15 protein-coding genes are annotated in these 15,548 nt (G+C 42.2%); all 15 read right to left on the reverse strand.

The window, feature by feature from the left end; translation table 11 throughout:
• Positions 1-65: 65 nt before the first annotated feature.
• The 15 genes from LKD41_RS12440 to LKD41_RS12510 all read right to left on the reverse strand — a co-directional run bounded on the left by LKD41_RS12440 (position 66) and on the right by LKD41_RS12510 (position 15,530).
• On the reverse strand, positions 66-899 hold the full coding sequence (locus LKD41_RS12440; protein WP_227701367.1) for a polysaccharide deacetylase family protein: 834 nt from the start codon (positions 897-899) through the stop codon (positions 66-68).
• Positions 896-1,537, reverse strand: coding sequence for a beta-phosphoglucomutase (gene pgmB / locus LKD41_RS12445; protein ID WP_227701368.1), 642 nt, complete (start codon positions 1,535-1,537; stop codon positions 896-898). Before pgmB ends, LKD41_RS12440 begins: the two co-directional genes overlap by 4 nt.
• A 1-nt stretch (position 1,538) precedes the next feature.
• Positions 1,539-2,360 (reverse strand): alpha/beta hydrolase, encoded by an 822-nt coding sequence (locus LKD41_RS12450; RefSeq protein ID WP_227701369.1) that lies wholly within the window; start codon positions 2,358-2,360, stop codon positions 1,539-1,541.
• Between the two features lie 26 nt (positions 2,361-2,386).
• Positions 2,387-4,696, reverse strand: a complete 2,310-nt coding sequence (locus tag LKD41_RS12455) for a glycoside hydrolase family 65 protein (protein WP_227701370.1) — start codon at positions 4,694-4,696, stop codon at positions 2,387-2,389.
• Positions 4,697-4,711: 15 nt separating this feature from the next.
• On the reverse strand, positions 4,712-5,560 hold the full coding sequence (locus tag LKD41_RS12460; protein ID WP_022242550.1) for a carbohydrate ABC transporter permease: 849 nt from the start codon (positions 5,558-5,560) through the stop codon (positions 4,712-4,714).
• Entirely contained in the window at positions 5,560-6,429 is an 870-nt protein-coding gene (locus LKD41_RS12465) for a carbohydrate ABC transporter permease (RefSeq protein ID WP_022242549.1), read from the reverse strand. Before LKD41_RS12465 ends, LKD41_RS12460 begins: the two co-directional genes overlap by 1 nt.
• A 65-nt stretch (positions 6,430-6,494) precedes the next feature.
• Positions 6,495-7,757, reverse strand: coding sequence for an ABC transporter substrate-binding protein (locus tag LKD41_RS12470; RefSeq protein WP_022242548.1), 1,263 nt, complete (start codon positions 7,755-7,757; stop codon positions 6,495-6,497).
• 327 nt (positions 7,758-8,084) lie between these two features.
• A complete protein-coding gene (locus LKD41_RS12475) occupies positions 8,085-9,041 on the reverse strand; it encodes a LacI family DNA-binding transcriptional regulator (RefSeq protein WP_022242547.1) in 957 nt (318 codons plus the stop codon).
• A gap of 214 nt (positions 9,042-9,255) precedes the next feature.
• On the reverse strand, positions 9,256-10,551 hold the full coding sequence (locus tag LKD41_RS12480; protein ID WP_227701371.1) for an MFS transporter: 1,296 nt from the start codon (positions 10,549-10,551) through the stop codon (positions 9,256-9,258).
• A gap of 10 nt (positions 10,552-10,561) precedes the next feature.
• Positions 10,562-11,347, reverse strand: a complete 786-nt coding sequence (locus LKD41_RS12485) for a zinc dependent phospholipase C family protein (RefSeq protein WP_022242545.1) — start codon at positions 11,345-11,347, stop codon at positions 10,562-10,564.
• A 290-nt stretch (positions 11,348-11,637) separates the two neighbouring features.
• A complete protein-coding gene (locus LKD41_RS12490; protein ID WP_227701372.1) occupies positions 11,638-12,912 on the reverse strand; it encodes a LuxR C-terminal-related transcriptional regulator in 1,275 nt (424 codons plus the stop codon).
• A 251-nt stretch (positions 12,913-13,163) separates the two neighbouring features.
• Positions 13,164-13,475 carry a hypothetical protein gene (locus LKD41_RS12495; protein WP_022242543.1) on the reverse strand — a complete coding sequence of 104 codons (312 nt, stop codon included), beginning with the start codon at positions 13,473-13,475 and terminating at the stop codon, positions 13,164-13,166.
• Positions 13,475-13,873: a hypothetical protein gene (locus LKD41_RS12500; RefSeq protein WP_227701373.1), complete on the reverse strand. Its 399-nt coding sequence runs from the start codon at positions 13,871-13,873 to the stop codon at positions 13,475-13,477. Before LKD41_RS12500 ends, LKD41_RS12495 begins: the two co-directional genes overlap by 1 nt.
• A gap of 57 nt (positions 13,874-13,930) precedes the next feature.
• The gene (locus tag LKD41_RS12505; RefSeq protein WP_227701374.1) at positions 13,931-15,037 is read right to left on the reverse strand and encodes a lysylphosphatidylglycerol synthase transmembrane domain-containing protein; all 1,107 of its coding nucleotides are present in this window, start codon (positions 15,035-15,037) and stop codon (positions 13,931-13,933) included.
• The gene (locus LKD41_RS12510; RefSeq protein WP_227701375.1) at positions 14,979-15,530 is read right to left on the reverse strand and encodes a hypothetical protein; all 552 of its coding nucleotides are present in this window, start codon (positions 15,528-15,530) and stop codon (positions 14,979-14,981) included. Before LKD41_RS12510 ends, LKD41_RS12505 begins: the two co-directional genes overlap by 59 nt.
• Positions 15,531-15,548 lie beyond the last annotated feature (18 nt).

Genomic DNA, 15,548 nt, shown 5'->3' on the forward strand with positions numbered 1-15,548 from the left:
CCCGGCTTCGAATGCCTTTCCTCTAACCCTTCACTCCCACCTGTAAAGTCAGTGTAATGCAAGAATTATAGCACTATTTTTCTCAATTTACCATGACTTTCAGGGGAATGAATTCGTTGTAGTTCACCCGGACGCAGAAGAATGTTTTCTCCGTTACGGATAAGATAAATGTCCTGCCCGCTTCCGTTGAAAAGCAGCTTCTCATCTACGCTGGTGTGAACCTGTTTTACTGCCATGAGGTAATGACAGACTTCTGCATTGGTAGCATACCAGATGTCCTCTCTACCGCCAATCATTTTGCAGAATTCTTCGATGACATCCCAGTTGTTATCCCGGTCGAATTCATAGCTGTGTCCCCAGACATAGAATAAATACTGGAACTGCGGCAGGTCAAAGGATAAGAATTCTTTTGCATGGTACATAAGCCGGTTGTTATGGTGGCACGTTGGATTCCATTCATAGAAGTCCTGCGGGTGTGTATACAATCCTGTGTCGGTTGCTGTTCTGGCATAATGAATCCCAAGGGATGGCAATAACGTCTTTATCTCCGGGCTGTAGGAGCCATTGGGATAAGCATGGCCGCAGACAATTTCTCCGGTCAGTTCTTCCAATGCCTGCCTGTCCTCTAAGATTTCTTTTACCACATCCGTCATGGGACAACGGGCAAGGGTCAGATGTTTAACCCCATGGGTTGCAATTTCATGACCTTTATAAAGAGCGGGAATTTTCTCTTTTCCAATACGCCTTTCTTCTGTCATGCAGCCGGAATTCAGGTTGAAGGTTCCCCGGATTCCATAGCGGTTCAATATTTCCAGTAAATGCACATCTGACCATAAGCCATCATCGTAGCTTATGGTCAGTGCCTTATTCCGGAAGCCCGGATATGTATAGTAAATCACAGTGCAATGTCCTTTAAATCAGCAAAAGCTGTAATCGGATAATCTGTTTTCTCACAGAAAGCGGCATCCCCGATTCCGGCAGCCTTCATTCCACCGCGCTTTGCTGCTTCAATTCCGGCAACTGCATCCTCTACCACCAGACAATCCTCCGGTGCAAGAGCAATGTATTCTGCCGCTTTTAAAAATACTTCAGGATCCGGCTTTGATTTTGTAATATTTGTTCCATCGGAAACTGCATCAAATACATCATCAAGCCCCACCCGTTTTAAGATAAATTTTGTATTTTTGCTGGAAGAGCCAATGGCAATTTTAATGCCTGCTGCCTTTAACGCCGCTAAGGTTTCACGGACTTCGACGGTTACATCATCCGGTGTCATGCTCTTTAATTCTTCTTTATAGTAATTATTTTTTTCTTCTGCCAGTGCTTCCTTTTCTTTCTGGGAAAGTGCCGGTCCATGGTAGTTTCTTAAAATAATTTCAAGGCTTTCCATTCTGCTTACACCCCGCAGCAGATTGTTAATCTCTTCATTAAAGAGAATGCCGCATTCATCAGCTATTTTCTTCCATGCACGATAATGGAGCTTATCGGTATGAACCAGTACTCCATCCAGGTCAAATAAAATTCCTTTAAATTTCATCTTATCCCTCCAAATCTGCCACCCATTTTCCAGCTAATGTTATCCAGTCCTGACAACGTTTCTGAATACCGAATCCGGTCTCCGTAATCTGCGTTTCTTCATTGGCAAGCGAAAGTCCATGCAGTCCTTCCGGGAAAATGTGAGCTTCCACGGAAACCTGATTCTTTACCAGTGTTTCCGTAAACATCAGTGTATTCTGGATTGGCACCGACTGGTCCGTTAAGGTATGCCAGATAAACACCGGCGGCACCTGCTTTCCTACCTGATGCTCCAGACTTAAAAGCTCTTCTAATTCTTTGCTCTTTTTCGTTCCCATCAGGTTTTCAATGCTGCCGTGATGTGCATATGTTCCAGATGTAATTACCGGATAAGAAAGCAGTAATCCATTTGGTCGCATCTGCTCTGCGGTAAGTCCTGTTTCTTTTGCAAGCCAGTCCTTATCCCAGAAGACCCCAAGACTTGCTGCCAGATGACCGCCGGCGGAAAATCCGGATACGATAATTTTATCCGGCTTAATGCCATATTCTTTTGCATGCTCTCTTAAATATGCCACACTCCATGCCAGTTCGCAGAGGGACTGGGGAAATTCTGCAGGAGCTACGCTGTAGCGCAGGACGCAGGCATGAAATCCTCTGGCAATATACTGTACTGCAACCGCTTCTGCCTCCCGGTCGGAGGTAAATTCATAGCCTCCGCCCGGACAGATAAGTACCAGCGGGCGGGTGCGGTTACTGTCGATTTCTTCAAAATTATCTAATATATAAGTATACAATCTTGCATCCGTTGCCTTCGGCGTCTGAACCGGAATAATATTGTATTTCATAGCTTCACCTTCTTTTTATTTTTCTCTTAATTTTCCTGATATGGTACTTCCACTTTCTGATTAGCTGCTTCTAACACATACTCTTTTCCATATAATTCCACGGTAATGGCTGTGCCTTCTAACTGTTCAATACTGCAGGTCTCTTTATTTACGCTGACCTCTAAGAGGCTTCCGTGATAACGGATACGGAAATGATAACCCTGCCAGTTTTCCGGCAAAGCCGGTGCTAAGAAAAGCTTGTCCTCTTCTGCCTGCACTCTGGCAAATCCATTGACAATTGCCATATAGCTTCCACCCATATTTGCTGCATGTATTCCATCCTTGCTGTTCTTGTGGGTATTCAAAAGGTCCATCTTGGCAGAGTCGCCAAAGTAATAGTATGCCTTATCCTTTAAGCCCAGTCGGGATGCCATGATACTGAATACACAGGTGGAAAGGGATGAATCATGGGTTGTAATTTTCTCATAATAGCGGAAAGAGTTCTCTTCTGTTTCTTTGTCCTGATAATCCGGAAAAAGATAATGTGCTAACACTGTATCTGCCTGTTTACATACCTGATAACGGTATAAATGTAACGGATGATAATGCAGTAACAGAGGGAATTCTTCCTGTGGTGTGTGCTCTAAATCCCAGATTGGTTTCTGCAAGAAGGAGTCATCCTGCGGATTGATGCCAAGGGTTTCATCATATGGAAGATACATCTTTTCTTCCGCTTCCTTCATTGCCTGAATTTCTTCCTCTGTCAGGTCATTTTCTTTTACAAACTGCTGGTAAGCATCCTTTTCCTCTGCCAGGCGTTGGATAAATTTCAGACACCACTGCATGCTGTATTTTGCACTGGCATTGGTATAGTAATTGTTATTTACAATGCAGGTATACTCATCCGGTCCGGTCACACAGTTAATGACAAAACGGTCTTTATAATAATTTCCCACATCCAGCCACAGACGGTTGGTCTCTAAGAGAATCTTTAAACCCATTTCCTTGATAAATTCCCAGTCTCCGCTGGTTTTGTAATAGAGAATTACGGCATATGCAATATCTCCATCGATATGATACTGTGCCGTTCCGGATGGATAATAGCCGGAGCATTCTCTTCCGGTAATGGTACGCCACGGATACAGCGCACCCTTTTTATGTCCTAACAGAGCCGCATTTTCTTTGGCTTTTCCTAATGTCTTATAGCGGTATTCCAAGAGCTTTCTTGCGATTGTCGGATTGGTCATGGCAAAATACGGTACCATAAACATTTCCGTATCCCAGAAATAATGTCCTTCATAGCCTTCACCACTTAAGCCTTTCGCTGCAATGCTGGAATATCCGTCGTAACCGGCTGACTGCAGAAGCTGATACATATTAAAACAGAGAGATTCATTTAAATCTCTGTCTCCCACGATTTCCATGGAAGAGTTGTTCCAGAACTCTTTTAAATATTCCTGCTGTTTTTTATAATAAGAAGCAATTCCCTGCTCCACTACTTTGGAAAGCTTCTCGTCTGCGACATTTCTGCAATCCTCTTCCCGGATAGAATCTGTAAAAATGCTGTATTTTATGATTCTTACTTCATCTCCCGGCCGTATATCAAAGCGGTAGCTTACGTCCATTGCATGTGCGGTCTCATCATAGGTTACTACTTCTGATGGCTGGCGCTTCTGGTTAACAGTGACTATGTTTGCCACTGCACTTGCCACCTTAAGATGGCTCTCTACGGTAGAACTTACGAGGCATGCACCGGATTCACATATGTGAACATCTTCTTTTTTCAAATGATTGTGGCTTTCCCCTGCCAGTCTTGGGTCCTTTGGATTAAAATAATTTCTGACCAGTCCTAAATGTCTGGAATGTATTTCTACTGTTCCGGAAAAATCAATGGACTGGAAGCAGTAATCAATGGTAAAAAGGGAACGTTCTTCAAAGGAAGCCATTCTTGTAATATTAAAATGAAGCTGCTTTCCTTCCTTGTTGCTCCAGTCTACTTCACGTCTGGTAATTCCTTTTTCCATATCCAGCGTTCTTACATAACGGCAGTCTGCATCATCCGCCATGGAAAATTTCTGCCCGTCAAAGGACACCTCTATGGTCTGGGTATCTGCCACATTTAACATACTCTCTTTGTCTTCCACGAGATTACAAAGTTTTTCTGCCTGCTTCATAGGTGCAATATCATAAAAGCCGTTAATATACATTCCCCGCATGGTGTCGAAATCTGCCGGAACGCCTTCTTCCAGGGTGCCGCGTACTCCGATATAGCCATTGGCATTATGAAAAATGGTTTCCTGCAGCTGCAGGTTCTTCTCATTTAATCCAATTCCTGTTACCTGATAAATTTTACTCATATACGCTCCCTCTCTTTAACCCTTTACTGCACCGGCTGCTACACCTTTGATAATATGTTTCTGGCAAAGCAGATAGAAAATGATAACCGGAATAATGGTAAATGTCAGTGCCGCCATTGCCATATTCCACTCGATGGTATACTGTCCAAAGAACAGTGACATTGCCAGCGGAATGGTCTTATTTTTGATACTGGTCAGTGTCAGTGATGGTAATAAGTAGTCGTTCCAGATCCAGATAACATCCAGAATAATTACAGTTACGGTAATGGATTTTAAAATTGGGAATACAATTCTCCAGAATAGCTGCCAGGTATTACATCCATCAATAATTGCGGCTTCCTCTAAGGATACCGGAACGGAGGATTTGATAAATCCATGGAATAAGAACACACCCATGCCGGCGCCAAAGCCTACATACATAAAGATTAATCCACCTAAGGAATCTTTAAACGGAATACCGAAGAATTTCCCAAACTGATTCATTTCCTGCATCAATGGCATCATAATGGTCTGGAACGGAATCAGCATGGTAAGAATCAGAAGTCCGTATAAGAATTTACTTAATTTATTATTAGAGCGGACAAACATCCACGCTGTCATAGCACTCAGTAATACGATAATTCCTACTGCAATTACTGTTACGATGATGGAATTCTTAAATGCCATTAAAAAATCCATTTTCTTTAAAGCGCCCTGGAAATATTCCAGTGTAAAATGTTTTGGAAAGGCGAAGATATTTTCATATAATTCTGCACGGCTCTTGAAGGCATTTACGATTACCATATATACCGGAACCAACCATACGCAGCACAACAATATTACCAGAATATTTACGATTATTTTTCCAACTGGTTTTCTCTTCATTATGCTGACACCTCCTTATCGCCAGTAATCTTAACCTGAATTAATGTAATCAATGCAATGATGACAAAGAATACGATTGCTTTTGCCTGTCCATATCCGAAATGGCTCTTGGTAAAGATTTCATTAAAAATATTCATGGACACCATTTCTGTTGAGTTGTTTGGTCCACCGCCTGTCAGTGAAACGTTTACATCATAAATCTTGAAACAGTTGGATAATGTTAAGAACAGACATATTGTAATGGATGACATAATCAGCGGAAGCTTAATGTTGATTAAAGTTCTCCAGAAGCCTGCCCCGTCAACCTCTGCAGCTTCGATTACATCATCGGAAATTGCTTCTAATCCTGCGATATATACAATCATCATATATCCTGCCATCTGCCATGTAGATACTACAATCATGGCACAGAAAGCCATTTTCTTATTTACAAGCCAGTTAAAAAATATGTTTGTTAATCCGGTCATATCTCCGATTGTACTCATTGCGTCTCCAAGAACGTACTGCCAGATATAACCTAAAATCAATCCACCAATCAGGTATGGTAAGAATAACATGGTTCTTGCCACATTACGCACCTTCAGTTTGGTTGTTACCAATACTGCAAATGCCAGTGCCAGTACATTGACAATTACTACGGTAATTAATGTAAATAATGTTGTTCTTACTAATGATGTCAGAAATTGTTTATCCGAAAAAATCTTTGCATAGTTGGACAATCCTACAAATACCTTTTCACTTTTTGCCAGTCCATCCCAGGATACAAGGGAATAACCCATTCCCGTGAAAAACGGAATGATTACTATAATGCAAAACATAATCATCAATGGAGCGGTAAATAATGCATACCAGCCTTTTTTTATCTTCATCTTTATCCCTCATTCCTTTTCTAAAGTGAACAGGTGCTGCCAAAGGCAACACCTGCAATTAATGTTTACTCATTTGCTGCTGTTACGAATGAATCATTTAATGCTCTTAAGAATTCATCGGTTGTCATATCCGAGGAGAAGTATTCCTCTGCGTTCTGTACCAGGTAAGTTGTGATGATACCTGCAGGCCACTCCTCATTGAATGTCCAAGGAATGATGTTGCCTTCTGCGATTGCATCAGATACTGCCTGTGATAATGGGTCTAAGTTATCAGCTTCCATACCGTCTACTACCGGAATGAATCCAAATTTGTTGGTAAGGTAATCAGCTCCTGTTTCACTTGTATATAACCAGTTTAAGAAATCTTTTGCTAACTGTTTGTCACTGTCACTTGCGTCTGTATTTACACACCATACAGATGGAACACCGACTGCGATGGATTTGTTGCCTGCGATTGGTAATGGAGCAATTCCCATATCAAAGTCTACATCATAGGATGAAAACAGGGAGTAGCACCAGTTACCCTGATGAATCATTTCTGTTTTACCGGTTGCAAAGTCACCACAGTTGTCATCATAAGATACTTCCAGTGGATTCTTCTGGTTCTCTTTGATTGCTTCGAAAATCTGTCCAAGTTCCTGGAACTCTTTTACGTCAGCGATGTTTACCTTTCCATCGTATACATCCTGACAGAACTGTGCTGGATCATCCTGTAATGCGAATGGAGTATTTAAAATCTGTCCGATTAAGAAGTACGCTTCCTGTGAAAGTCCAAGTCCTGTCTCCCCATCGGCTGTTGCATCTTTGATAGTCTGAACCAATGCATCGGTTGTATTAATCTGGTCTTCACTGATTAAGTTTTTGTTATAAACCAGTCCGAAGCCTTCTGCTGTCATCGGAACACCGACTGTCTTATCATCGCTCTTTGCAATAAGGTCATCATTAATCTTGTCTAAGAAACTCAAATCACTTAAATCCTCTAAGTAAGCGGACATCTCCGCAATCTCTGTGCTGGAAGAAAGTGAAAATACGGTAGGACCGGATTCACTTGACATATAAGTCTTTAAGTTCTGGTAATAATCATCTCCGGAAATCTGCCAGACTTCTACTTCTACACCGGTCTCTTTTTCATAGTCTTTAGCAAGTTCTTTCAACTGATCATAAATCTCTGTTTTCTGCTGGAAGATGGTAATCTTTCCTTTACTCTCTCCGCTTGCGCCCTCTGTATTGGAAGCATCAGATCCTCCCTTAGAACCGCATCCTCCTAATACCATGGAAGCACCTAAAACTGTTGCCAATACTAATGATACGATTTTTCTCTTCTTCATTTTGCACCCTCCTTGTGTTGCTTTGTTTTGATAACTATACTTTACATAAATTTTACTAATTCGTCAATCCTCTTCGTTATCTTTCTACCTTTTTCACTGTTTTTACATGGTTTTATTGTGCAAAACAACCGTTTCAAGACTTATTTTTAGTAAATTTAGTAAATATTTACCTTTTCTTTAGTAAAACAAGTAATATTATTATAGTAAATTTTCGCTACTCTCACAAACTACACGAAACACGCTTTGCGAATTTCTCGCTACTCGCGAAAAAAAGAAGAACCCTCTGTACCAGAAGATTCTTCCATGTCCTATTTTTTATCTTATTTTCTATCGTGTGGTCTTTCTCCAGTGAACCTTTGCGGCAATCTTAAAGGTGTCAAAGCTGCAGCTTCCCGCAATATTCTGAAGCAGAAACTGGGCCGCCAGATAGCCTCTCTCATAATCCGGGATATCTACCGTGGTAAGTCCCATCAGTTCTGACATCTCGGTTCCATCGAATCCGGTTACTGCTATATCATCCGGAATCTTAAGGCCTTCCTGCCGCAGTGCCTTCATTGCTCCAATTGCCATATTGTCGTTCGCACAGACTAACACTTCCGGAATATTATCTGATAAAAGCATCAGTCTTGCTGACTGATAACCGCTCTTTTCATAATAATCTCCCAAGAAATAATTTTCCCGGCTGAATGTAATTCCATTTTTCTGCAATACATCTTTTAATGCCCGGTAACGTTCCTGGTTATCCAGCGTATCTATTCCTGCAATATATCCAAAGCGGCGATAGCCTTTATCCACCAGCCCCTGCACCAGCTCTGCCATTGGCGCATAGTTATTGACTACCACACTCTTGATATTCGGCACATCCATAATCCGGTCCAGTGCCACAATGGGATAACCTTCATTTGCCTTCTGGATTAAAGTGGAATTCTTACATTTCATATCCAGCATGATGGTTCCGCAAGTCAATGCCGGGTCCATAAATTTTTCACAGGATTTATTGGTACATATCATTAAATCATATCCTCTGGAATACACATAATCGCTGATTCCATGAATGATTTTCAGATAAAAGTTACGCTCATAATCACTGAAATTAAAAAGAATGGTATTGGTATCTTCTGCCGGCTTCTTATTTTTCCCCTTGTTAATATCATAGCCATTTTCCTTGCAAATCTCTAAGATCCGCTGTCTTGTCTCTTTTCCCACATTATTCCGGTGATTCAGTACATTGGATACGGTTGCCGGTGATACATTCGCCAGCTTTGCAATTTCTTTTACTGTCATACGCTTCCTCACTTTATTTTCTGCTCCCAAAGTAAATAATTACCTTTGTTTAACACCTCTTCAGTAAACGTATCACAGATTTTATATAAATTCAACTGAATGTTAGTTTTTCCTTCTATTGAAGTAACAATTCCAATGCTTTGCTATAAAAAGACCGGGGGTCGCCGGATGGGGATACGAACGCCTCCACCTGTCTTCCATTACCAACATTTCTTTATAGATTCTGCGTCTGCAATTTCTGCTGTGCCGGATTTACCGACTGTGTCTGTGCTCCCTTCTGTGCCTGCCGCCCCTGCAAGCAAAAGGTCACAAAGCCCAGTACAAACAACGCTGCTATCATAACCACGCCTGCTTTGGAGGTGTGAAACAGCTGGGTGGAAATTCCCATCAGCATTGTGCCAAGGAAGGAAGCTCCTTTTCCAAAGATGTCAAACACGCCGAAGTATTCGCTTGCTTTTTCTTTTGGAATAATCTTCGCATAATAAGACCGGGAGAGTGCCTGGATGGCACCCTGGAAGACACCGACGCAGGTCGCTAAGAACCAGAATTTCCATGCGGTATCAAGCTGCAGTGCAAACAGTGCGATGAGAAAATACGCTCCGATGCAGACTAAAATCAATTTCTCAGATTCAAATCTGCGGGCAAGCTTTCCAAAAAGAATGGAGCAAGGGAATGCTACCACCTGTGTTAAAAGCAGTGCCAAGAGCATGCTGCTGTCACCGATTCCCACATCTTTGCCATATGCGGTGGACATTTCGATAATGGTATACACACCGTCTATGTAGAAAAAGAACGAGATGAGGAACAGGAGAACCTTCTTATTAGCTTTTAACTCGGAAAAAATATTTCCCAGACGGACAACAGTTTCTTTTACGGACACTTTTGTCTCTGCATAATAATTCTGTTTATAATTTAACAACAACGGAATGGTCACTGCCACCCACCAGATGGCGGTAATGCCAAATGCCAGCATCATTGCCATGGCAGCAGAAATTCCGATTCTGTCTGACATCAGCACCAGAATCAGGCTTCCTACAAACGGAATACAGCTTCCGATATAGCCCCAGGCATATCCATGGGAAGAAACTTCATCCATCCGCTCGTCTGTGGTCACATCTACCAGCATGGAATCATAGAAAATCAGGCTGCCGGAAAATCCCACTTTTGCAATGACAAATACCACCAGAAATGCCAGCCAGGTTTTCGGAATTCCCATGGCTGCACAGGCGATTACGCCAATCATCATAAATGCGGTAAACAACGGCTTTTTAAAGCCTTTATTGTCCGCTGCCGCTCCACAGACTGGTCCTAACAGTGCCACCAGAATCGTGGAAATTGAAATGGCATAGCTTAAATATGCCGTTGAATTTGCGGCGGAAATACCACTTGCGGTTGCCATATTTTTAAAATAAATCGGAATAATGGTGGACACCAGCATGACAAATGCTGAATTTCCCACATCATAAAGTACCCATTGTTTTTCTAATTTTGTCATCTTTTCTTTTCCCATTTTCCTACTCCTATTCCACTCCAAAGGTATGCTGATATTCGCTGTCCGCCGCGCCGTTTTCCCGGTATTCACAGATGAGTCGCACCGCCAGTGAAATGGCATCATGATATAACTGGCTCAGCCGGATATTACTGTCTGCACATTTCGGGTTCGGCTTGTAATTGACAATTAGTCCATGCATTTCCTTATAGTTTCCGGTCATTGCCAGCAATGCATAAATGAACCCGCGTTTTAGGTGCCCCGGTGCAACCAGAAGATTGTTATAATGCTTCATGCTCTTGAGTGCCTGCTGCACTTCCTCTGCTGTAACCTCTGGGAAAAATTCCGCAATTGTTCCCGCACTGGTCATATCTGTTGGGATATGGCCTGCAAGCCTGTGGGTAAGCGGATTGTGTCCCCGCTTTGCTAAAAGCATCCGGTCAAATTCCACCTCGATTTCTGCATGGGTTACACCACTTTCCTTTATCTTCTTTTCAATATATGGATGACAGCTATGGTCCAGTGCAAAATGGCAGATAAATCCATAGAGATATGCAAATCCACCTCTTCCTTCCGGCAGCTCCCTTGCCCGCATCCAGGCTTTTTTAAAAAATTCATCTGCCGGTCTGCCATGCATTCCATAACCTATCCGGTTGATGGCATTTGACTTTAAAGGCTTATAATAAAAGAGAATATCCGGTCCGTGTAATCCAGTCATATAGAGCGGGCTATATGCTTTTATCTCCTCCTGTATTTCCTGTGGTAACCGTCTATATACCGCTTTTCCAAAACAATAATGTGCATAAGTTGATGGCACTGTACTTCCTCCCTGCTATGTATGCAGTATTTTTCTGCTTTCTTCTGTTTTTCAGCATAGTATGTGTGAAAAAAGCTTTCTATCATATTTTGGAGTAACTTCTGTAAAAAAAATGTAAATTTATGGGATATAAAACTTGCGCAAATAAGAATTGAAATGTTTCTTTGAAATGAAGCCGCCTGCAGAATCTGGCAGTGGCAGTTAAGATGTCTGGCAGCCTGCAAAACCTGCATAACGAACTGCGAAAAAAACGGGAAGCCAGCTAAGCGTACTTCCCCCAATATGACTATTTATCTCAACGAGACCAGGCGGTTCTCTTTTGCTACCCGTACTGCCTGTCTTCTCGTCCTGACCCGGAGCTTCGCAAATATATTTTTTCCGTGAAACTTTACGGTATTGATGCTGATTCCCATGAAATCTGCAATTTCCTGATTAGAACGCTCATCTGCTATCAGCCGGTCAAATCGTCTTTCTTTTACAATCGGAAGCAGCTCATCCAAAAGCTGAAATGCTTCCTCTTTCCGGTCACATAAGAAATAGCTGACTGCGCATAAAAGATTCATTTCACATAAATCCATGACACGGTCACCTTTTTGCAGCGGCTCCCTCAAATACTCTGCCAGCGAAAGCATTGCCAGATATTTTTCTTCCAGAATATATGCCCGCATCTTTATCATATATTTATAGGTATCCAGCATGTTCAGTTCTCCAAATTCGCTGGACGCCTCATTTTCCATCCATTCCGTTACTGTATCCACATCACCATCATACATCAGTCCCCAGGCTTTCATTGCTCCGAAATTCTCTAAAAGCCATCTGCTCTGTTCCTTATGAAGCCTCTGATATATCTCTTCCAGAATCGGATATACCACCGCTATCTGTCCGGTTGCTATCATAATCCGCATCTGAAGGCTCAAAGCAATAAACAAAACAGCAATTTCGCCTTCTTTTTCTATAAATGGAATAATTCCAACTAATGTAGTAATTGCTTCAAAACATTCATCTCTCTGATAGCATACTTCTGCATAAGTTATTTCTGCAATTCCAAGGAAACTGTCTCCATAGAAGCTTTTTACCCAGCCCTTTAACTGCTCCTTCCGGTCATGCACATAATTTCCATACATGGTCATATCCCGGAATCCGTTTATCATGGTAATTCTGCCTGCTGCCAGAGGAAGATTCGGCAAAATGCCATAATTATTATATATTTCAGCCAGCTTAAGCAATGCAGCTCTTGCCCTCTCCCGGTCAGTTCCCGGAATAATTACATCAAGATGCAGCTTCATCAGACGTTCATCCCCTACATATGAAGCATATTTCTCCGCCTTTTCCAGATTCCCGTAAATAGCCTGAATAACAGCTTCTGCTGCCGCAAGTGTTGGTGTTTTCCTGATTTCCTCTTTTGAAAAAACTTCGAGATATTTTCTACAATGCTTAAATCCATTCAGACAGCACGGACAGGCAAAAATCCTGCTCATCTTATCCCGAAGAGTTTCATAGTCTCTCTTTTCTACCAGTTCATCCAGTTCTTCTTCTCTGAAAAATTCATTATCCCGGTTTTTCATACATTCCCCTCCGACACAATTCGACACTTTTTATCTGTTTTTATAATAATTACGAATAACCTGCCTGTAAACTACCCGAAAGTGTAGGTTTTTCATTTACCCGGGATTTTTTTAAAACAGGGAATTTAAAACACTTGACCTGAAGATAAGTTCAAGTGCAAGAATTGCACTGCACAGTAAAACAGCAAGAGTCAGCTATTGCAAACTCTTGCTGTTTGAATATACCTTTAAAAAAGGGACTATTAATATTTCTATTTTCTCTGTAACCGTTTCTGCAGCACGCCCTTTGGATCTTTGATTAAAAACATTACCAGCCAGATGATTAATCCTAAAACCACTACGGATATCCCCAGGAAAAAATCATTCAGCATGTCCACCGGTTCCGGTGTAAAATACGCTGCCTTTAATTCTATGTACTCAACTACCGCATCTACCAGCCACATCAGTGTGGCGCCCCAGTACATAAGACTTAAGGTTCCTATTCGCATCTCGTTGGTGCCGTCCTTAAAATACCATACCAAAGTTACAATCACTGCCGCAATGGCTGCTGTAAGTAAAGTCATTACTGTATCTCCTTACCTGTTCCGATAAGCGGACGTTTCTCGATTACATTGGATACTGCTACCATACCAGCCCACACTGCCGTAACAAGTACTGCCATGGCAACACCGGTTGTTGCCATCTCATGGAGCATTGCCATCGCATCCTCCGGATTTCCTGCTGCTGTTAAAAATGGGAACCACGGTGTCACTTCGCCATGCCAGATATGCTCAAATGCCAGCAGTGCAGAACCGCCCCAAAGCATATGATTTAACCATTTTAATTTATGAGAAAATGGTGTCTTGCTGTTCTCACTTAAGGTAAGTTCCTCTTTATTTGCGCGTTCCTCTTTCCCCTTTACCACATGCTCTGCAATTGTGGTAACTGCAGCTTCCGTTGCCGGAACTAAAAAACATGCCATATTTATATCCTCCTTATAAAACTGATACTTTTATTATATGAGGGAATTTTCTCAAAGTCAATTGTATTCGGCTGTTTCTGCGGGTTTCTTTCTGCTGCACTTCCATTCCAGGATATATACAATCACCGTAAGAATTGCGGAAGTTATCAACAAAAAGTAGAAATTTATTCCACGGGACACACACATGGATGCCGTAAGAAAAGTTCCCGGAAATACCCCGGCGAAAATGCTCTTATACATCAGCTCCGTAATTCCCTGTGCCCCCGGCAATGGCAGCATATCCACGGCGATATAGACGGATGCCTGGAGCATCATGACCGTAAGCGCATCTGTGCCCTTTAAATGAAAGCCAAGATATACAAGATAAGTCAGGAAAAATACACTGCATCTTTGCAGCACCGTAAATAATGTGACCGCCACGATTTTTCCCTTATGTCCGGCAAAAAACTGCACCGTCTCCCGGTATTTTTCCGCAAAGCCGGAGAGTTTTTCAATTCGTTCCTCTGAGTGTTTCAGCAGGTGAAACCGTACGCAGAACCGCTCTACTCCTGTCACAATATTGTGAAACAGCTTTGGCCCGAACATCACGATTAAAAGAAAAATCACCAGCACTGTATTTAACAGTAGTCCCAGATAAAAAAGCCACATATAGCTTCCCAGATAATTCTTTAGCGGATGATAGCCAAACAGCAGCATGAAAATTCCAATCACCACCAGCACAAATTTGTAAAGCACTGCTACCGTCATTAAGACCACAGTACTTTCCGATATCTTTAACCCATCCTTTTTCATATGATAGAGCTGCATCGGCTGTCCGCCTGTGGCGGACGGTGTGATTCCCGAATAGAAAAATCCGATAAAGGAATATTTGATGCACCTGCCTGCTGCAATGGGATTTCCCAGTGCCCGCAGAAGATAGCAGATCATCAGCCCTTCTGCCGATACGAAGAAAATCCCCAGACCCATGGCCCCAAAGAGATACCACGCATCCATTTTTCTTACTGCCTTTGCCACCTCTGTCATATCATTTCCCTTACAGATAGCAGAGAAGGTCAGTGCCGCCAGTAAGAGAAACAGCAGGACACTGATGAGATTCTTTTTATTCTTATGCAATTTCTGTCCGATACTGCTCCATACGGATGAGCTGCTTAAGTTCTCCTTCATAGATGACCTCTTTCTGCTCTAATTCATAAAAATCTTTCGGCGTTACCAGTGAAAAATGCTTCAAAAAAAGCTTTAATCCATTCTCCTCAAGCACCCGGGCAATAAATGAAGAACAGGTATAGCGTTTCTCCCGGAAGAATTCCTTCTGCAATAAAATAAAAGGCAGCCCCGCGATGCAGTAATGGTATTTGTAACGGTTTTCATAGCATTTTTTCAACTGCTTTCTGATATTTTCCTTCTGCTCTTTTGTGCAGTCTATGGCAAATATCATGTAACGCGCCGTTGGAAATGCCCGTATGATTTTCTCCTTTTCTTCCCGCTCGAAACCCGCCAGAAGCGGTATCGAAGGAAATCTTCTTCCCACGCTGTAGCACTCATCCAGCATTTCGTCCATGCCAAGCACCACATGTATATAATCCTGCTGGATGGCTTTGCGGATCATCCACGCAAACAGCCCCGGTGTATCTACTAATCCGATGTATAATTTTTCCATTTTCTTATCCTCTTGTGC

Origin of the sequence: Roseburia sp. CLA-AA-H209, assembly GCF_020687575.1 — a bacterium.
Classification (GTDB): Bacteria; Bacillota; Clostridia; order Lachnospirales; family Lachnospiraceae; genus Roseburia_C; species Roseburia_C amylophila.